The organism is Ideonella sp., from assembly GCF_041914305.1.
Lineage (GTDB): Bacteria > Pseudomonadota > Gammaproteobacteria > Burkholderiales > Burkholderiaceae_C > Ideonella.
Genome location: NZ_JAYSDQ010000030.1, coordinates 24509 through 43363, shown reverse-complemented (window position 1 = coordinate 43363; position 18855 = coordinate 24509). Strand labels below are relative to the sequence as shown.

20 protein-coding genes are annotated in these 18855 nt (G+C 69.1%); 14 read left to right on the top strand and 6 right to left on the bottom strand.

The window, feature by feature from the left end:
• Positions 1-8 precede the first annotated feature (8 nt).
• Positions 9-860: a 2OG-Fe(II) oxygenase gene (locus tag ACE3SG_RS27745; protein WP_374569506.1), complete on the top strand. Its 852-nt coding sequence runs from the start codon at positions 9-11 to the stop codon at positions 858-860.
• Positions 861-1046: 186 nt separating this feature from the next.
• On the opposite strand, the gene ACE3SG_RS27740 is transcribed toward ACE3SG_RS27745, so the two are convergent.
• Positions 1047-2450, bottom strand: coding sequence for a glycoside hydrolase family 30 beta sandwich domain-containing protein (locus ACE3SG_RS27740; protein ID WP_374569505.1), 1404 nt, complete (start codon positions 2448-2450; stop codon positions 1047-1049).
• A gap of 248 nt (positions 2451-2698) precedes the next feature.
• On the bottom strand, positions 2699-3547 hold the full coding sequence (locus ACE3SG_RS27735; RefSeq protein WP_374569504.1) for a DUF2189 domain-containing protein: 849 nt from the start codon (positions 3545-3547) through the stop codon (positions 2699-2701).
• Between the two features lie 152 nt (positions 3548-3699).
• Here ACE3SG_RS27735 and ACE3SG_RS27730 point away from each other — a divergent pair, with 152 nt between their 5' ends.
• The 6 genes from ACE3SG_RS27730 (at position 3700) to ACE3SG_RS27705 (ending at position 8883) form a co-directional block, all read left to right on the top strand.
• Positions 3700-4194 carry a hemerythrin domain-containing protein gene (locus tag ACE3SG_RS27730; RefSeq protein WP_374569503.1) on the top strand — a complete coding sequence of 165 codons (495 nt, stop codon included), beginning with the start codon at positions 3700-3702 and terminating at the stop codon, positions 4192-4194.
• Between the two features lies 1 nt (position 4195).
• Entirely contained in the window at positions 4196-4324 is a 129-nt protein-coding gene (locus tag ACE3SG_RS27725; RefSeq protein WP_374569502.1) for a hypothetical protein, read from the top strand.
• A gap of 99 nt (positions 4325-4423) precedes the next feature.
• The gene (locus tag ACE3SG_RS27720; protein ID WP_374569501.1) at positions 4424-5182 is read left to right on the top strand and encodes a sulfurtransferase; all 759 of its coding nucleotides are present in this window, start codon (positions 4424-4426) and stop codon (positions 5180-5182) included.
• A complete protein-coding gene (locus tag ACE3SG_RS27715) occupies positions 5179-6132 on the top strand; it encodes an alpha/beta fold hydrolase (protein WP_374569500.1) in 954 nt (317 codons plus the stop codon). The genes ACE3SG_RS27720 and ACE3SG_RS27715 overlap by 4 nt, the downstream gene beginning before the upstream one ends.
• A gap of 158 nt (positions 6133-6290) precedes the next feature.
• Positions 6291-7142: a substrate-binding periplasmic protein gene (locus ACE3SG_RS27710; protein ID WP_374569499.1), complete on the top strand. Its 852-nt coding sequence runs from the start codon at positions 6291-6293 to the stop codon at positions 7140-7142.
• Positions 7143-7296: 154 nt separating this feature from the next.
• On the top strand, positions 7297-8883 hold the full coding sequence (locus ACE3SG_RS27705; protein WP_374569498.1) for a methyl-accepting chemotaxis protein: 1587 nt from the start codon (positions 7297-7299) through the stop codon (positions 8881-8883).
• Between the two features lie 3 nt (positions 8884-8886).
• Here the strand turns inward: ACE3SG_RS27705 and ACE3SG_RS27700 are convergent, their stop codons facing one another.
• Entirely contained in the window at positions 8887-9594 is a 708-nt protein-coding gene (locus ACE3SG_RS27700) for a DUF599 domain-containing protein (protein ID WP_374569497.1), read from the bottom strand.
• A gap of 27 nt (positions 9595-9621) precedes the next feature.
• Entirely contained in the window at positions 9622-10332 is a 711-nt protein-coding gene (locus ACE3SG_RS27695; protein WP_374569496.1) for a pirin family protein, read from the bottom strand.
• Between the two features lie 123 nt (positions 10333-10455).
• Here ACE3SG_RS27695 and ACE3SG_RS27690 point away from each other — a divergent pair, with 123 nt between their 5' ends.
• Positions 10456-11454, top strand: coding sequence for a LysR family transcriptional regulator (locus ACE3SG_RS27690; RefSeq protein ID WP_374569495.1), 999 nt, complete (start codon positions 10456-10458; stop codon positions 11452-11454).
• Between the two features lie 8 nt (positions 11455-11462).
• A complete protein-coding gene (gene gluQRS, locus ACE3SG_RS27685; protein WP_374569494.1) occupies positions 11463-12389 on the top strand; it encodes a tRNA glutamyl-Q(34) synthetase GluQRS in 927 nt (308 codons plus the stop codon).
• A gap of 7 nt (positions 12390-12396) precedes the next feature.
• Here gluQRS and ACE3SG_RS27680 read toward each other — a convergent pair whose 3' ends face one another.
• Positions 12397-12606: a hypothetical protein gene (locus ACE3SG_RS27680; protein ID WP_374569493.1), complete on the bottom strand. Its 210-nt coding sequence runs from the start codon at positions 12604-12606 to the stop codon at positions 12397-12399.
• A 165-nt stretch (positions 12607-12771) separates the two neighbouring features.
• On the opposite strand from ACE3SG_RS27680, the gene ACE3SG_RS27675 reads away from it, so the two are divergent.
• On the top strand, positions 12772-13203 hold the full coding sequence (locus ACE3SG_RS27675; RefSeq protein ID WP_374569492.1) for a YciI family protein: 432 nt from the start codon (positions 12772-12774) through the stop codon (positions 13201-13203).
• Positions 13204-13249: 46 nt separating this feature from the next.
• On the opposite strand, the gene ACE3SG_RS27670 is transcribed toward ACE3SG_RS27675, so the two are convergent.
• Positions 13250-14836 (bottom strand): chitinase, encoded by a 1587-nt coding sequence (locus ACE3SG_RS27670; RefSeq protein WP_374569491.1) that lies wholly within the window; start codon positions 14834-14836, stop codon positions 13250-13252.
• Positions 14837-15226: 390 nt separating this feature from the next.
• Here ACE3SG_RS27670 and ACE3SG_RS27665 point away from each other — a divergent pair, with 390 nt between their 5' ends.
• The 4 genes from ACE3SG_RS27665 to ACE3SG_RS27650 all read left to right on the top strand — a co-directional run bounded on the left by ACE3SG_RS27665 (position 15227) and on the right by ACE3SG_RS27650 (position 18849).
• Entirely contained in the window at positions 15227-15832 is a 606-nt protein-coding gene (locus ACE3SG_RS27665; protein ID WP_374569519.1) for a TetR/AcrR family transcriptional regulator, read from the top strand.
• Between the two features lie 112 nt (positions 15833-15944).
• Positions 15945-16946 carry an NADP-dependent oxidoreductase gene (locus ACE3SG_RS27660; protein WP_374569490.1) on the top strand — a complete coding sequence of 334 codons (1002 nt, stop codon included), beginning with the start codon at positions 15945-15947 and terminating at the stop codon, positions 16944-16946.
• 83 nt (positions 16947-17029) lie between these two features.
• Entirely contained in the window at positions 17030-17734 is a 705-nt protein-coding gene (locus ACE3SG_RS27655; protein ID WP_374569489.1) for an SDR family oxidoreductase, read from the top strand.
• 38 nt (positions 17735-17772) lie between these two features.
• Positions 17773-18849 (top strand): alkene reductase, encoded by a 1077-nt coding sequence (locus tag ACE3SG_RS27650; protein WP_374569488.1) that lies wholly within the window; start codon positions 17773-17775, stop codon positions 18847-18849.
• Positions 18850-18855: the final 6 nt, after the last annotated feature.

Below are 18855 nucleotides of genomic sequence, written 5' to 3'. Positions count from 1 at the left end.
ATAGGGGCATGACGACGATATCCCCCTCGATCACCCCTGAACTGCGCGCCTGGATCGTGGCCCAGGCCGAATCGGGTTTCCCGCCCGAAGAAGTGTTGGCCGCGATGCGCAACAGCGGCTGGCCGGAAGAGGTGGCGATCGAAGCCCTCGAGGTCACCTTGACCGAGCACCTGCAGGCCAAGGGCAAGCCGATCCCTGGGCGCGAAAGCCTGCCCGAGCCCTCGCTGGAAGAATCCACCACCCGCCTGATGGCCGATGGCCACGAGGTGCGGGTGCTGATGTCGATGATGCTGCCGCGCGTGGTGGTGTTCGGCGGGCTGCTGACAGACGCCGAGTGCGACGAGCTGGTGGCCTTGTCGCGCCCGCGCCTGGTGCGCTCGGAGACGGTGGTCAACGAGACCGGCGGCAGCGAGGTCAACACCGCCCGCACCAGCGAAGGCATGTTCTTCAACCGCGGCGAGAACGCGCTGTGCCAGCGCATTGAAAAGCGCATCGGCGCGCTGCTGAACTGGCCGGTGAAGAACGGCGAAGGCCTGCAGGTGCTGCACTACCGGCCCGGCGCTGAGTACAAGCCGCACCACGACTACTTCGACCCGGTGCACTCTGGTACGCCGACCATCCTGGCCCGCGGCGGCCAGCGCGTGGGCACGCTGGTGATGTACCTCAACACGCCCGAGAAGGGCGGCGGCACCACCTTCCCCGATGTCGGCCTCGAAGTGGCGCCGATCAAAGGCAACGCGGTCTTCTTCAGCTACCACGCCCCGCACGCCAGCACCAAGACGCTGCACGGCGGCGCGCCGGTGATCGAAGGCGAGAAGTGGGTCGCGACCAAGTGGCTGCGCGAGCGCGAGTTCATCTAGGCTAGGAGCCTTCGCGGCAGGCGCCGCGAAGGCTCCTAGCCTGCGGCTGTATGTTCGGCTCCCCCGAGCCCCCTCCACGAGGGAGCTCCGGTATGAATGGGCGCACCCTCCAGCCTCCCGCCGAGCGGGAGACTCCAGTCAGATTGACGATCTGAACGCCGCCTTCGTTGGCGGTGCCCCGGACATCTAGCCGGCAATTGTCTGAATGGCGTGGGCGGGGATCGTCAGCGCCACCTCTTGGGCGCCGATCTGCAGGCGATAGCTGACGGCCGCATCGCCGCTGTTCATCACCACCACCGCCAATTGGCGACCCGTGGGCCCTTGGGGGTTGACGAAGGCCGTGGTCTGAAGCGTGCTGCGGCTGCTGACCGCGCTGACGCGCTGAGCCCCGGGGCGGATGAATTTGGAGAAGTGGCCGAGGTAGGCGAAGCTGGGGGTGTAGGTCAGCTCGCCGGTCTTCGTGTCCGCATGCACCGGTGCGAAGCAGAAGTTGCCGACGTGGTTGGGGCCGCCGCGCTCGTCGAGCAGGATGTTCCAGTCCGTCCAGCCGACCGCGCCGCTGTTGAAGTCGGCGATCATCTGGCTGCCGTAGCGCTCGGCGTTCGGCCACCACTGCAGCCGCGCCGGGTCGAAGCGCTCGACCGTGGCCTCGGTCAACAGCAGGTTGACCTTCGGGTAGGCCTCGTGCACGGCGGCCACGTTGCGGTGCATCGGCTCGCCGCCGGCCCAGGTCTCGTACCAATGGAAGCCCACGCCCCAGACATAGGGCGCCGCCTCCGGGTCGCCCAGGATCGTGTGGGCGCGGTGCGTGATCAGGTCGCGGTTGTGGTCCCAGACAATGATCTTGCGGTCGCCCAGGCCTTCGCGCTGCATCGTCGGGCCGAGGTGGTTCTTCAGGAAATCGCGCTCTTCTTCGGCCGTGAAGATCATCGACTCCCAGGTCTGCTTGGCCATCGGCTCGTTCTGCACCGTGATGCCCCAGATGGGAACGCCTTCTTTCTCGTAGGCGCGGATGAACTTGGTGAAGTACAGCGCCCAGGCGCCGGCGTATTGCGGCAGCAGCTTGCCGCCTTGCAGCATGTTGGCGTTGTCCTTCATCCAGGCCGGGGCGCTCCAGGGGCTGGCAAAGGTGGTCACGCTGCCGCCGCCGGCAGCGGCCGTCTTCAGCGCGCGCTGCAGCAGCGGCAGGCGGTAGCGCCGGTCCGGCGCGATGTCGAACGAGGCGAGGGCGGCGTCGCCGTTGTTCACATAGGTGTAGCTGGCGCTGCTGAAGTCCGAGCTGTGGATGGTCGTGCGCAGCAGCGAATAGCCCAGGCCCTGGGCCGGGTCGAAGTAGGCCTTCAGCAGCTCGTCCTGCTTCGCCGGCGAGAGTTTGGCAAAGACCTCGGCCGCGGCATCGGTGACCGCACCGCCGATGCCCAGCAGCGTCTGAAAGCGCAGGGCCGGGTTGACGAAGACCGACACGTCGCCCTCGGGCGGCTGGGCGCCGCTGCCCAGTGGCAGGGTGGCGGTCAGGGCCAGGCGCTGGGGCGAGCCTTGGGCGGTGGTGAAGACCTGCAGGCTGCGGGGCGGGGCGGTGGGCGTGGGCATGGCGATAGGGGTGTCGCCCGCACGCACCGGGCCGCTTGCCAGCAGCCAGCAGGTGGACAGGGCAAGGGCCAGGGCAGATGAACGAGCGGTCATGGTCGACAGTCGGGAAACGGGCTGACGGCGGGCCGGGCAGGCGGCGGCCAGCCCTCGAAGCCGCTATTCTGACTGAAATTGGAACCGGTTCCGTTTTGGGGCGCCGCCTGGATTCTTGGGCCGGGTGCATCGGCCAAAGCCTGCAGCCGCGCGGCTCAGGTGGTGGGTGAAGGCTCGTCGCGGCCCACTGCCTGGCGGTAGGCGTGCCAGCTGGCATGGCCGGCCACCGGCCCCAGCACCAGCAGGCCGGCAAAGCCGGGCAGCATCGCCAGCACGACCGTCACGGTCAGCAGCGCGCCCCACAGCAGCATCACGCCGGGCTGGGTCAGCACCAGGTGCAGGCTGGTCAGGCCGGCGGTGATCGCATCGGTGGGCCGGTCGAGGATCATCGGCATCGACACCACGCTGATCGCGAAGATCAGCCCGGCGAACACCGCGCCCACCAGCAGGTAGGCGATGACGAAGTTCAGGTTGTCGGGTGCCAGCAGCGCCAGCAACGAGCCCTGGAAGTCGGGCATGCCGTCGAAGCTCAACGCAAAGACCACCAGCGACGCGCGGCCCCACAGCATCTCCAGCACCAGCAGCACGAAGCCGAAGATCGCCAGCGTGCCGGTCTGCATGTGCCAGGCCTGCAGCGACGCCCGCAGCGACGGGCGTTCACCGCGCTCCAGCGCCTGGCTGGCGTGGTAGAGCCCCAGGCACAGGAACGGGCCGAGCAGCAGAAAGCCGGCCGACAAGGCCAGCGTGTACGCCGGTGCCCGCTGGAACACCAGCATCAGCGCCCAGCCCATCAGCACGAACGCCGCGCCATAGAACAGGCCGATCGCCGGTGCGCGCGTGAAATCGCGCCAGCCCAGCGCCAGCCAATGCCAGGGGGCCGACCAGGGCAGCTTGTTCAGCGGCGGCGTGAGGGCCACGTCGACCCGGGCCGGGGCGTCGCCCGGCGTGGGGGTGGCGGCGCCTCGCGCGGGGTCGGCGTCGTGCGGCAGCGATTCAGGGCTCATGCGCCGAGGCTAGGCGTTGACGCGCGTCAAGTCCATCGGGCCCATCCCACACCCGGGGGCCCCTGAGCGCCGCCCGGGCGCCGTGCGTGGCACATGGTTTGCCATGGCATCGCCACCACCCTGTTTCTCAACCCACCCTGAAAGCCATCGCCATGGAACGCAAGAATTCGACCCGCACCACGAACACCAAAGTCGACGCCACCGCGCTGCTGCGCGCCGATCACAAGCTGGTCAGCGAGCTGTTCGAGCAATACGAAAAGAGCCGCTCGCCAGACAAGAAGAAAGGCCTGGTGGCGCAGATCTGCATGGAGTTGACCGTGCATGCGCAGATCGAGGAAGAGATCTTCTACCCGGCCGTGAAGGCCGCGCTGAACGACGCCGAGCTGGTGCCGGAAGCGCGCGTCGAGCACGAGACGTTGAAGACGCTGATCGCGCAGATCGAAGGGGCCGAGCCGGACGGCGAAGACTACGACGCGCGCGTCAAGGTGCTGTCCGAATACGTGAAGCACCACGTCAAGGAAGAGCAGTCGGAGATGTTCCCCAAGGCCAAGGCGTCGAGCAAGCTCGACCTGAAGGCCCTGGGGCAGCAGATGCAGGAGCGCAAGGAGGCGCTGAAGGCCGAGACCTCGGCACGGCTGGACGCTTGAGGTGTGGCTGCTGGCCGCCGATGACAAAGGGCACTGGCGGTTGCTGCAGTTGCCGCAACTTCTGCTGGGCGGCGGCAGCCCGGGCGTGCTCGACGTGGCACCGGCGCCGGACCTGACCCCGGTGGCCTGAGTCAGGCGCCAGCGCGGCGCGTTTCACGGCGGCGGTGGCGCGCGACGCGCGGGCGCGGTCTGGGCGCGCCGGCCCGGGGCGGCCACCTAGAATCCGCCGATGACGGCTGCCGTGCTCAATGTCTCTGCCTACCGCTTCGTGACGCTGGATGCGCTCGAAGCACGTCGCCAACGCCTGTACGACGATGCGCTGGCCGCTGGCCTGAAGGGCACGGTGCTGCTGGCCGAAGAGGGCATCAACCTGTTCCTCGCCGGGCCTGAAGCCGCGTTGCGCGGCTGGCTGGCCCGCCTGCGCGAAGACCCGCCGTTCGCCGGGCTCGACGCCAAGGAAAGCTGGAGCGAGACGCCGCCGTTTCAGCGCCTGAAGGTCAAGGTCAAGCGCGAGATCATCCGCATGAACATGCCGGCCGTGCGGCCCTCGGCCGGGCGTGCGCCGGCGGTGGCGCCGGCCACGCTGGCCCGCTGGCTCGACGCCGGCCACGACGACGACGGCCGGCCGGTGGTGATGCTGGACACCCGCAACGGCTTCGAGGTCGATGCCGGCGCCTTCGACGGCGCGCTCGATTGGCGCCTGCACCGGTTTTCCGACTTCCCCGCCGCCCTGGCCGCGCACCGCGAAGAGCTGGCCGGCAAGACGGTGGTCAGCTACTGCACCGGCGGCATCCGCTGCGAAAAAGCCGCGCTGGTGATGCAGGCCCTGGGCGTCGAGCACGGCTACCAGCTGGAAGGCGGCATCCTGCGCTATTTCGAGCAGACTGAAGGCGCCCCGCACTGGCATGGCCGCTGTTTCGTCTTCGACGAGCGCGAAGAGCTGGCGACCGACCTGCACCCCGAAACCCCCCACGAGATCGCCGCATGATGATGTTGCTCTGGCGCGCCTTCGGCGTGCTGCTGATGCTGACCGCGATCGCGGTGCCGCTGGCCCGCGCGCCCGACCGGCCGGTCGAGACGCTGGTGGCGCGCTGGGCGCCGGCGCCGTCGGACTTCGTCGAGGTCAAGGGCCAGATGGTGCACCTGCGCGACGAGGGCCCCCGCAACGACCAGGCGCCGATCGTGCTGATCCACGGCACCTCGGCCAGCCTGCACACCTGGGAGGGCTGGGTCGCGGCGCTGAAGACGCAGCGCCGGGTGATCAGCTTCGACCTGCCGGGCTTCGGCCTGACGGGCCCTTTCACCGGCGACTACGCGCACGACGACTACCGCGGCGACGCGCTGGCCCGCTTCACGCTCGACCTGATGGACCAGTTGCACGTGCAGCACGCGGTGCTGGCCGGCAACTCGCTCGGCGGCGAGGTGGCCTGGCGGGTGGCCTCGCTGGCGCCGGCGCGGGTGGACAAGCTGGTGCTGGTCGACGCGGCCGGCTACGACTTCGTGCCCGAGGACATGCCGGTGGGCTTTCGCCTCGCGCGGCTGCCGGTCGTCAGTGCCCTGAGCGAATGGTTCCTGCCGCGCGGCATGGTCGAAGCCAGCGTGCAGAGCGTGTACGGCGAGCCGGCCAAGGTGACCGCCGCGCTGGTCGACCGCTATTTCGAGCTGACGCTGCGCGAAGGCAACCGCCACGCACTGCGCCTGCGCATGCAGCAGCTGGAGATGGGCCAGGATGCGGCGCGCATCGCGGCGCTGAAGCAGCCGACGCTGATTCTCTGGGGCGGGCGCGACCGCCTGATCCCGCCGCCCAACGGTCAGCGCTTCGCGCGCGACATCGCCGGCAGCCGGCTGGTCGTCTTTCCCGAGCTGGGCCATGTGCCGCACGAGGAAGACCCGGCCCGCACCGTCGAGGTGGTCAAGGACTTTCTGGGCCTGAAGTGAACGCCTCGGCGCGCCCCGGCCCTGAGGTGAACCCCGTTGCCAGCGGGCCGCCGCCGCGGCAGCATCAGCGGATGCACCGCAGGGGACGCTTGCCGCAGAGTGGGCGCGGGTGCCGGACCATGGGGCTTGGCGTGGCAGCGCGGCGAGGAGTGCGCGCAATGCTCGCCGGCATCGTGGCCTGGGCCGCGCTCGGCTTGGCCGTGGCCGGCGCTGTGGCGAAGGGGCCGACGCCGGCCGCGTCGACCAGCGCCGCGCCCTGCCCAGACCACCCGATCTCGGTGGGCTTCTACGAATTCGGCGCGCTGTACGCCAGCGCCAGCACCGACAACACCGGCGGCCTGTTCGGCACCGGCATCGACGTCGACCTCGTCCGCGAAATGCAACGCCGCAGCGGCTGCCGCTTCGAGGGGCTGACGATGACCCGGGCGCGGATCTGGTCCGAGCTCGAGGCCGGCCGGCTGGACATGACCACCTCGGGCATCGCCACGCCCGAGCGCGAGAAGCTCTACGCCTTCGCCCCCTACGTGCTGCTCAAGCACTATGTCTGGATGCTGAAGACGCATGCGCCGGTGCGCGGCGGGCTGGCCGAGTTTGCCGCCACGCCGTCGCTGCGCTGGGGCGCCGTGCGCGGCTACAAGCACACGCCCGCTTACGACGCGGTGCTCGAGCAGGCGCGCACCCAGGGACGGCTGGTCGAGGCGACCGACGACGGCGCCTTGCTGCGCCTGCTGGCCGAAGGCACGGTCGACGCGGTGATCGGCCACTCGGTGGTGATGCGCCGCTACGCCGCCGACCACCCCCGCAAGCCGCAGCTGGTGGCGCTGGACTGGGCGCCGCAGAACTCGGTCGTGCCCGAGGGCATGGTGCTGTCGCGGGCGCGCTTCAGCGAGGCCGAGCTGGCCTACTGGCGCAACCAGGTGCGAGAGATCGTGCGCGACGGCACGATGGCCCGCATCGCCAAGCGGCACGTGGCCGAAGACGAAGTGCCCGAGCTGGTGCCGCGCGACTGAGCGCTCGATCGCCTTTTGCACCGCGGTCGCCCGAGAAACCAGGGTTCTTCCGGAGCAAAAAGAGCAATCTCCCGACTCAAGGGCCTGGGGCCCTGGCCGATGACCTCGGCGTGCCTGGTGTCTGGGGCGCGTCTTCAATCGGCGAGGAGCCCCGATGGATCACCACCGCACTGTCCGCTGGACCGTGGGCCGACAGTTGGCCCTGGGTTTCGGCACCACGCTGGCCTTTCTGGCCGCCGTGGCCGGGTTTGGCCTGTATGGCATGTTCGCGATCCACGGCCGGCTGGCCCAGATCGTCGAGTTCAACAACGAGGAAGCCCGGCTGGCCGTCGCGATGCGCATCGCGATCAACGAAGTCGCCACCTCGTCGAGCAACCTCGTGCTGCTCGGCGACGACCCGGTGCAGCTGCGGGCCGAGCAAGACAAGCTCAGCGGCGCGCGTGAGCGCTATGGCGCGGCCGAGAAGGCGCTGGCCGAGATGTTCGCCGGCGGCGCCTCTGCAGACGAGAGTGCGCTGCTGAAGCGCATCCAGGCGCTGCGCGACGAGGTGCGGCCGTTGAACCAGCGGGTGGTCGATCTGGCGATCAAGGGCGAAACAGTCGATGCGACCTCGCTGCTGATGACCCGCGTGGCCGGCCCGCAGGGCCAATGGCTGAAGGCGCTGGGCGAGCTGGCGGCACTCGAAGACCAGCGCACCGACGAGGCGGCCGAGGCGGCCGGCGCGGCCTTCGCGTCGATCCGGCTGCAGATGCTGCTGCTGGCGGGCCTGGCCCTGCTGGTGGCCAGCGGTTTTGCCTGGTTCATCACCCGCGGGCTGTCGCGCCAGCTGGGCGGCGAGCCGGCCTATGCGGCCGCGGTGGCCAGCGAGATCGCGGCTGGCAACCTGGCGGTGCCGGTGCAGCTGAAGGCGGGCGACGAATCGAGCCTGTTGCATGCGATGAGCCGCATGCAACATGCACTGGTGCAGGTGGTGGGCAGCATCCGCGCCGGGGCCGACTCGATCGCCACCGGCTCGAACCAGATCGCGACCGGCAATGCCGACCTGTCGCAACGCACCGAGCAGCAGGCCAGCAACCTGCAGCAGACGGCGGCCTCGATGGAGCAGCTGACCGCCGCGGTGAAGACCAACGCCGACACAGCGCGCCAGGCGGCCCAACTGGTGGCCCACGCCAGCCGCTGCGCGAACGACGGCAACCAGGCGGTCACGCAGGTGCAGGGCGCGATGGGCAGCATCGAAGCGGCCAGCACCAAGATCGGCGAGATCATCGGCGTGATCGACGGGATCGCGTTCCAGACCAATATCCTGGCCCTGAACGCGGCGGTCGAGGCGGCCCGCGCGGGCGAGCAGGGCCGGGGCTTTGCCGTCGTGGCGGGCGAGGTGCGCAGCCTGGCCCAGCGCAGTGCCGAGGCGGCGCGCCAGGTCAAGCAGCTGATCGTCGACAGCGGCGAGAAGGTGGCGGCGGGCAGCGAGCACGTGTCGGCCGCCGCCCGCACGATGGACGAGATCCTGAGCAGCGTGAAGCGCGTGAACGACCTGATGGGCGACATCGACGCCGCCACCACCGAGCAGAGCCAGGGCATCGGCCAGGTCGGCCGCTCGGTGGCGCAGCTGGACCAGGTCACCCAGCAGAACGCGTCGCTGGTCGAGGAGGCTGCGGCCGCGGCCGAGAGCCTGCGCCACCAGGCCGCCACCTTGATGCAGAGTGTCGAGGTGTTTCGCCTCGCGCCGGCGGCGGGCTGAAGCTCAGCCCTGCGTCAACGCCGCCAGCACCTCGGATCGAAACTCGCGCCGGTACAGCACGCCGACGACGAAGGCCGTGGCGCCCAGGCAGACCCAGGGCGAGAAGAACCAGCCGATGCCGGCGAAGGCCATGTAGTAGGCGCGCAGGCCGTCGTTGAAGGTCTCGGCGGCCAGGCCCATCACGCCGCCGGCGCGGTTGGCAAAGGCCTCGCGCTCGGCGTCGGTCCACGGCGCGTTGAACTCCGGCGCCGACGCGACCAGCAGCGCGCCGAAGGTGTACTGCCGCATGCTCCAGGTGAAGCGAAAAAAGGCGTAGACGAAGATCGCCATCAGCATCGCCACCTTCAGGTCGAACACCAGCACCGAGGTGCGCGCGGCGAACGGGATTTCGCGCACGAACTCGGTCGCCTTGTCGGTGGTGCCCAGCACCGCCAGCAGGCCACCGATGATCAGGATCGTGGTCGAGGCGAAGAACGACGGGCTGGTCGACAGGTTCTGCACCGTCACGCCGTCGATCACGCGGTTCTCGCGCATCGTCGTCTGCAGCATCCACTGCTTGCGCACTCGGTTGGTGGCCGCCAGCACCGATGGCTGGGTCGCGGCATGCCGGCGGGCGAACTGCGCGTAGCCCACCCAGGCCGCGAAGAGGCAGATGACGGCCAGCCAGTCGATGGCCGGCAACACGCTCAGCGCGGTCAGGGTCAGGTTCATGCCCGCGACTTTAGGGCACCCCGGGCTTCAGGTCAGGCGGGCGAGGTCGAACACCAGCACGTCGGCGCCGCGGCCGTGCGACAGGCTCAGGCGCGTCTCGCCGTCGAGCACCACGCCATCGCCGGTGGCCAGGCGCTGGTCGCCGTTCAGCGTGATCTCGCCCTGCGCCACGTGCACATAGGCCAGGCGCTTCGGGTCCAGCGCCAGCTCGGCCGACTCGTCGCCGTCGAACAGCCCGGCGCGGATCGCGGCGTCGGCATGCAGCGTCACGGCGCCTTCGCGGCCGTCGGGCGCGGCCACCAGGCGCAGGCGGCCGCGCTTGTCGGCGTTGCCGAAGGCCTTTTGCTCGTAGCCCGGGGCCAGGCCGGTTTGCGCCGGCAGCAACCAGATCTGCAGGAAGTGCGTGGTCTGGCCTTCAGCGTGGTTGAACTCGCTGTGCCGCACGCCGGTGCCGGCGGTCATGCGCTGTACCTCGCCGGGGCGGATGGAGGCGCCGGTGCCGAGGCTGTCCTTGTGCGCCAGCTCGCCTTCGAGCACGTAGCTGATGATCTCCATGTCACGGTGGGCATGGGTGCCGAAGCCGGTGCCCGGGGCGATGCGGTCGTCGTTGATGACGCGCAGGTTGCCCACGCCCATGTGGGCCGGGTCGTAGTAGTCGGCGAACGAGAAGGTGTGAAAGCTCTTGAGCCAGCCGTGGTCGGCCACGCCGCGGTCTTCGGCCTTGCGCACAGTGATCATCGAGGAACCTCCAAGGTGTGTGTGTGTCTGCTGTGCATCCAATGTAGGCAAGGGCGGCCGGTTGCGGGCCGCGCCGGCTCGAATCGACCTTTCAAATAAGATGAAGTCGACAATGCAAACGATATGGACCGACGAAGCGCGCTGACCCCCGACGCCCTGGCGATGATGGACACGATCGCCCGCACCGGCAGCTTTGCCGCCGCCGCCCGCGAGCTGGGCAAGGTGCCCTCGGCGCTGACCTACAGCGTGCGCCAGCTCGAAGACGCGCTGGACGTGCTGCTGTTCGACCGCCGCTCGCGCCAGGCCCAGCTCACCGCCGCCGGCGAAGAGCTGCTGAACGAGGGCCGCCGGCTGTTGGCCGAGATGGACGCGGTGGCGCAGCGGGTGCGGCGGGTGTCGACCGGCTGGGAAACCGAGCTGACGATCGCGGTCGACGACGTGCTGTCGCGCCTGACGCTGCTGGAGCTGTGCGAGGCGTTCTACGCCTTGCGGCCCAGCGGCGACCATGAGCCCGGCCCCGGCACCCGGCTGCGCCTGCGCACCGAGGTGCTCGCCGGCACCTGGGAGGCGTTGGTCTCCGGCCAGGCCGACCTGGCCCTGGGCGTGCCGGCCGACATGCCCGCGCCGCCGGGCATCGAGATGAAGCCGCTGGGTGCGATGCCCTTCGTCTTCGCGATGGCGCCGCACCACCCGTTGGCATCGCTGCCCGAGCCGATCGGCGACGACGAGATCGTGCGCCACCGCGCGGTGGCCGTGGCCGACTCGGCCATGCGCATGACGCGAATCACCGTGAACCTGCTGCCGGGGCAAGATGTGCTGACCGTGTCGAGCATGCAGGCCAAGATCGAGGCCCAGCTGCGCTGCCTGGGCTGCGGCTTCGTGCCCGAGGTGCTGGTGCGCGAGCATGTGCGCCACGGCCGGCTGGTGACCAAGCTGGTCAAGCGGCAGCGGCGTGTCGGCGGCATGGCCTACGCATGGCGCAGCGCGGCGGTGCCGCAGCCGAAGAAGGCGCCGCAGGGCCTGGCCTTGCAATGGTGGCTGCAGCAGCTGGAAAGCCCGGCCACGCGCCGCGCGCTGCTCGAGCGCCACCTGCCGCAACAAGGCCTGTGCGCCACCGAATGAGCCACTGAATGAGCAGGCAGGCGCCGCCGTCGCCCACGGTGCGTTACATCGGGCGTTTCGCCCCGTCGCCCACCGGCCCGTTGCATGCCGGCTCGCTGGTGGCCGCGCTGGCCAGCTGGCTCGACGCGCGGGCCCAGCGCGGGCGCTGGCTGGTGCGGATCGAAGATGTCGACACCCCGCGCTGCGTGCCCGGTGCCGACGAACTGATCCTTCAGCAATTGGCCGCCTGCGGGCTGGTGCCCGACGAGGCACCGGTCTGGCAATCGACCCGCGGCGACCGCTACGAAGCGGCGCTGCATCGCCTGCTTGCCGCCGGCCAGGCCTACCCCTGCGCCTGCAGCCGCAAGCAGATCGACACGGCACTCGCCGCGCTCGGCGTGCCGCACGAGCGCCACGGCGAGCGCGTTTACCCCGGCACCTGCCGCCACGGCCTGCACGGCCGCCCCGCGCGGGCCTGGCGCCTGCGCACCGATGCGCCCGGCGGCGACCGCTGGATCGACTGGCACGACCGCCGGCTCGGCCCGCAGCGGCAGAACCTGAGCGCCGAGGTCGGCGACTTCGTGCTGAAGCGCGCCGATGGCCTGTGGGCCTACCAGCTGGCGGTGGTGGTCGACGATGCCGAGCAGGGCATCAGCCACGTCGTGCGCGGTGAAGACCTGGCTGACAACACGCCGCGCCAGATCCACCTGCAGCGGCTGCTGGGCCTGCCGACGCCGGTGTACCTGCACACGCCGCTGGTGCTAGCGGCCGACGGGCAGAAGCTGTCGAAGCAGAACGGCGCCCAGGCGCTCGATCTGGCCGACCCGTTCGCCGCCTTGCGGGCGGCGGGGCAGGTGCTGGGCTTGCCGGCGCAGCTCACGACCGCGGGCCGGGCCGAATGGCTGGCCGCGGCGGTGGCGGCGTGGCGGCAGCGTTGGCCGCTGCCGGCTGACTAAACCAGGGTCAGCGGTGGTAGGGGTTGTCCGGCCTGCCGTCGTAGCGGTTCGGCACCCCGTCGTTGTCGCGGTCGCGGTCGTAGCGGTTCGGCACGCCGTCGCGGTCTCGGTCGTGCACGTATCCGGGCCGGCCGGCTGCTGGGGCCACCACGCAGGCGCTGAGGGTGGTGGCGAGTGCGGCGCCGCACAGGGCGATGAGGCAAAGTCGTTTGAACATGGTCCAGTCTCCTTGGTGACAGGCTCAATATGCCGACCCGCGCCAGGGTGCGCAGTCGGCGGCTCGACCAAAGCGGTGTAGGACAACGCCGTCGGCGCCTGTCGATTTGGCCGGCGCTCGTTCGTCGCCGCTTGACCGGGCAACAACTTTCATTCGGAGAGCAGGATGCGTTTCATCATCACGGCGCAGGCAAGTGCAGACAAGAAGACGACCGAACCACCTTCAGGCTTCGATGCGGAGCTCTTCAAGGCCTACATGCGCTTCAATGAAGAGATGCACCGGGCCGGCGTGCTGGTGGCCTCGGAGGGCCTCAACCCGTCGGCGCCAGGGGCCCGCATCGCGGTGGCCAACGGCAAGCGCTTTGTCGTGGACGGGCCTTTTGCCGAGTCGAAAGAGCTGGTCGGGGGCTTCTACCTCATCGACGTGGCCTCGCTGGACGAGGCGATTCAATGGGCCCTGCGCGCCCCGTCTGGTTTCGGGTCGGACGACATTCTGGAGGTTCGTCAGCTGACGGGGGCGGCAGACCTGCCGCCCGAAATTCTGGCGCTGATCAACGAGGCCGCGCCGACATGGAGCGCCTCGGCCTGGCAGAGGTGATTCGCCCGGGCAAGGGCGTGCCCGGGCAGGCACGCCCCTGTGGCGGTCAGGGCTTCGGCAAGGCGTCCAGATAGGCGCGGTGCTGGGTCGAGAACTCGAAGGCGTTGTAGCGGTCCCAGTTGATCGACCAGGTCATCAGGCCGTTCAGGCTCAGCGTGTGCGTGCGAGGGCCGTAGCTGCCGCACTGCTTGAGCTGGGTCAGGCAGTCGAACGAGGCCTGCACGTCCGCCACGCTGGTGAAGCCGCCGCCGGCATTGCCGCTGGCCGGCAGGCCGATCGCCACCTGGTCGGGCCGCAGCGCCGGGAACTTGAACGTCGTGCCGGCCACGGTGAAGCCCGTGAGCAGCATGTCGGTCATGGCGGTGTGGAAGTCGGCGTTGCCCATCGTGTGGTACTGGTTGTCCAGCCCCATGATCGGCCCCGAGTTGTAGTCCTGCACATGCAGCATCGTGAGGTCGTTGCGCAGCGCGTAGATCACCGGCAGGTAGGCGCCGGCCCGCGTGTCGCAGCTGATGCAGGTGCCGCCGTAGAAGCTGTAGCCCAGCTGCACGAAGAAGGTCTCGGGCGCCATCGTCAGCACGAACTTGGCACCGTACTTGGCCTTGAGCTGCTTCAGCGCGCTGATCAGGTTGACGACCACCGGCGTGGTCGGGTTGGCCACGTCCTTGTCGCCGCTGTTGAGCTGCAGCGAGTGCCCTTCGAAGTCGACATCCAGGCCGTCCAGGCCCCAGCGGTCGATGATGGCCGAGACCGAGTTGACGAAGGCCGTCACCGCCGCACCCGATTCGAGCCGGACCTGGCCATTGGCGCCGCCGATGGAGATCAACACCTTCTTACCCTGGGCCTGCTTGGCCTTGATGGCGGCGAGGAAGTCGGCGTCGGATTCGACGTTGGGGCATTCGCCCACCGGGCAGCGCTTGAACGCCACTTCACCCGAGGTGTTCGAGGTGGGCTCGGCAAAGGCCAGGTCGATGTAGTCCCACTTGTCGCTCACGTCGGCCATGCGGATGTAGCCCGACCCGTTGGCAAAGCTGGCGTGCAGGTAACCCACCAGGGCATGGGGCCCGCTGGGCGGCGGCGGGGGCGGGCTGCCGCAGGCCTTCGACTTGGTCCACGGCTCGCCGCTGCCCTTGGGGCCGCTGTTGTCGGAGGGGTCTTTGCCCAATGACTTGGCGAGGGCCTTGTAGCCCTTGCCGTCGTCGGTGACGAGGGCGCCCTTGCTGTACTTGAAGTCCGCGCGCCAGGGGTCGCAATCGGCCGGCGGGGGCGGTGGGGGCGGCGGCGGAGGAGGGGGCGGAGGAGGGGGCGGAGGCGGTGGGGGCGGCGGAGGTGGGGGTGACGAGCAGCTCGACACCTCGGTCCAGGGCTGGCCGCTGCCGACCGGGCCGTTGTGGGTGGCGGGCTCGTCGCCTTGTGTCCACCAGTTGGCGCGGTAGGTCTTGCCGTTCTCGGTGGCGGTGTCGCCCTGCAGGTAGGCGATCGAGGCTTGCCAGGGCTGGCAGGCGGGGGCCTGGGCCGCGAGAGGCGCGGCCATGGCGCCCGTCGGCGCGACGCCGGCGGTCACGGCCACGGCGGCCGACAAGGCCATCAGCCAGTCGAGCCGGCGCTGCCGGTGGTGAATCTGGTCGGACATGGTTCCAACTCCTTGGGATTGGCTGGTGTGGGTTGCAACCGCGCGTGGAGCGCGTCGTGTTGCCAACCGGACGCGACGCTGTCTGGCGAGCGCGCCGGTTGCCTGGAACTATCCGGGCCCATGCTCGGGCAGGCCATCGGAAGAAACCAGTATGAGACCAGTAATACCAGTTTGCAATTGAAACCAGCGTGGGCGTGGTGATGTTTTTCCCGTACCGAAGCGGTACGTGCCCTGGCTGTGCTGGCCATACCAGTTTCGGGATTCGCGCACCGCGACCTGACCGCGTGTCACGTCGACTCTGAGCCCCCAGCGGGTAGCTGCGGTTCCCGGCCGTGACATCCTGACCAGGTCCTCAAAGATCAGTGCTTGCACGCCGCGTCAACCAATCGTATGATGAGCGTCATGCGAAAGACTCAAGCCAATGCCCGAGCCGCCGCCAAAGAGGCTTCCCACGAGCGCATCGTGCAGGCGGCCGCACGCGCCATCCGGCGCAGCGGCTACGACGGCACGGGTGTGGCCGACATCATGAAGGAGGCGGGCCTGACGCATGGCGCCTTCTACGCCCACTTCGAGTCCCGCGAGGCCATGCTGGCCGAGGCGGCGGACCGCGCAGGCGCCGAGTCCAACGCGTTTGCAGCCCGTGTCGTCGCCGCGGCGCCACCCGAGCAGGCCCTGCAGGCGTTGATTCAGGCCTACCTCTCTGACGAGCATCTGGCGAGCATCGAGACGGGCTGCCCGGTGTCTGCCTTGGGTTCCGAGATGCCGCGGCAGGCGCCTGAAGTGCGCCGGGTGGCCACGCGCCGCATCAAGGAGATGATCGATCTGGTGGCACGTCAGTCGCCGGATTGGGGGCAGCCTGCCGCCCATGAGCGGGCGCTGGTGACCGTCGCCGCCATGGTCGGCACCTTGATGCTGGCTCGAGCCGTCGATGACCCGGCGTTGTCGAGCGCCCTGCGCAGTGCCGTAGTGAGCCGTTTCGCCTCCTCCGGGGCGTGATGGCACGACCGCCCTTTTTTTTGACCATTCATATGATGATCATCATGTGTATCCCACTCGCGGCCGCCGCCGCTGCGTGTGTCCCTCCCTCGGGCGGCAACAAGGAAAAGCAATGAAAGCCTTCATCGTGGATCGATACGGCAAGGGGCGGCCACTGCGGGCCGGCGATGTGCCTGAGCCGGAGTTGCGTGCCGACGAGGTGTTGATCCAGGTCCACGCGGCCGCCGTCAATCTCATCGACGCCAAGGTTCGCGACGGCGAGTTCAAGCTCATCCTGCCGTACCGCACGCCGTTTGTCCTCGGGCATGACGTGGCCGGCGTCGTGGTGCGCGTCGGGCCGCGGGTTCGCCAGTTCAAGGTGGGCGACGAGGTCTACTCGCGTCCCGATGACTTGCGCATCGGAACGTTCGCCGAGTTCGTTGCCGTCAAGGAAGACTCGGTGGCGCTCAAGCCCAAGAACATCACGATGGAGGAGGCCGCCTCCATCCCGCTGGTGGGCCTGACGGCATGGCAGGCGCTCGTCGAGATGGCCAAGCTCAAGAAGGGTCAGAAGGTCTTCATCCAGGCAGGCTCCGGCGGCGTCGGCACGTTTGCGATCCAGTTGGCCAAGCACCTGGGCGCTACGGTGGCCACCACCACCAGCACGGCGAACCTTGCGCTGGTGAAGAGCCTGGGTGCTGATGTGGTCGTCGACTACAAGAAAGAGGCCTTCGAAGCGCAACTGCGCGGCTACGACGTGGTGCTGAACAGCCAGGACGGCCAGACCTTGAAGAAATCCCTGGGCGTGCTCAAGCCGGGCGGCCACCTCATCTCCATCTCCGGGCCGCCGGACCCGCGGTTCGGCGAGGACATCAAGGCACCGTGGCCTGTGAGGCAGATCTTTCGCGCCCTGAGCTTCAGCGTGCGCCGCCAAGCCCGGCGGCTTCAGCTCAGCTATGCCTTCCTGTTCATGAAAGCCAGCGGAAGCCAGCTGAAGCAGATCGCGTCGCTGATCGAGTCCGGCGCCATCCGACCGGTGGTCGACAAGGTCTTCCCCTTCGAATCCACCAACGAAGCCCTGGCCTACGTCGAAAGCGGCCGAGCCAAGGGCAAGGTCGTCATCAAGGTTCGTTGAGCCCTTCCTGCTGAACGACACCGCACGCCCCGAAATATGACGATCGTCATATAGATCCCTCACCCAGCCTCTTGGAGACCCCCATGAACATTGAAAACGCCGTCGTCCTCATCACCGGCGCCAACCGCGGCATCGGCCTGGCGTTTGCGCGCGAACTGCTGGCCCGCGGTGCCCGCAAGGTCTACGCCGCTGCACGCGACCCCGCCACCGTGACCTTGGCCGGCGTCCAGGCCCTGCGGCTCGACGTCACCCAGCCCGAGCAGATCGCCGCCGCCGCCGAGATGGCCGCCGACGTGACCCTGGTGATCAACAACGCCGGGATTGCCCAGCCCGGCGGCTTCCTCGCTGAGGACAGCGAAGCCGTGGCCCGCCGCATCTTCGAAACCAACTTCTTCGGTGTGCTGAACGTGAGCAAGGCCTTTGCGCGGGTGCTCAAGGCCAACGGCGGCGGTGCACTGATCAACGTTCTTTCAGTGGCGTCCTGGGTCAACGGCGGTGAGCTGGCCGCCTATTCGGCGAGCAAGTCGGCGGCCTGGTCGTTGACCAACGCGCTGCGCCACGAGCTGGCCGGCCAGAAGACACAGGTGCTGGGCCTGCACATGGCGTACGTGGACACCGACCTGACGCGGGGCTTCGACGTGCCGAAGACCAGCGCCGAAGAGATCGTGCAGCGCGCGCTCGACGGGCTGGCCGCAGGCGCCGACGAGGTGTTGGCCGACGCGCTCACCCAGCAGGTCAGGCAAGGCCTGACGGCACCGCGCCCGGTCTACCTGCCCCAGGGCCAGTGAACCGCCGCTGTTCAGCACAACCCACCAGAAAGCCGCCCATGCTCTTCACCGCACTCTCCGCGCCCACCCTGAAATTGCGCAACCGCATCGTGATGGCGCCCATGACGCGTAGCCGCGCCGTGGACAACAACGCGCCCAACATGCTGATGGCCAACTACTACGGTCAACGGGCCACCGCCGGCCTGATCATCACCGAGGGCGTTTCGCCGTCCCCCAACGGCCTGGGCTACGCCCGCATTCCGGGCTTGTTCAACGAAGCCCATGTGCAGGGTTGGAAGTGGGTGACGGACACCGTGCACGCCAAAGGCGGCAAGATCTTTGTCCAATTGATGCACACGGGGCGCGTCGGCCACGTCGCCAACCTGCCCACCGACGCTGAAGTGCTGGGGCCGACGGCCGATGTGTGCCCCGGCGAGATGTTCACCGACACCCAGGGCCCGCAGCCGCACAGCGCGCCGCGCGCCATGACCGCCGAGGACATCGCCCATGCCGTGGCGGAGTACGCCCGCTCGGCCCAGCTGGCCATCGAGGCGGGGTTCGATGGCGTCGAGCTGCACGCCGCCAACGGCTACCTGATCGAGCAGTTCCTGAACGCGAACGTGAACCGGCGCACGGATGCGTACGGAGAGGGTCTGCACGGCCGCAATCGCTTCGCGCTCGAGGTGGTTCGTGCCACGGTCTCCGCCATCGGCGCAGATCGGGTGGGCATCCGGCTGTCGCCCCACGGCGTGTTCAACGGCATGGGGGCGTACCCCGATGTCGACGCGCAGTATCTGGCCCTCACGAGGGAGTTGTCGCAGCTGGGCATTGCGTCTGTCCACCTGCTGGACCACTCGCCCCTGGGTGCACCGCCCGTGCCCACCGAACTGAAGCGGGACCTGCGCGCCGCGTTCAAGGGGGTGTTCATCCTGGCGGGCGGTTTCGACAAGGGCCGTGCCGAACGTGCACTCGAGGCCGGTGACGCGGACCTGATTGCCTTTGCCCGCCCCTTCATCGCCAACCCCGACCTGGTGGCACGCCTGCAGGCCGATGCACCGCTCAACCCCCTGGACATGGCGACGTTCTACACGCCCGGCGCCAAGGGCTACACCGACTACCCCACGCTCAATGCCTGACCCGGA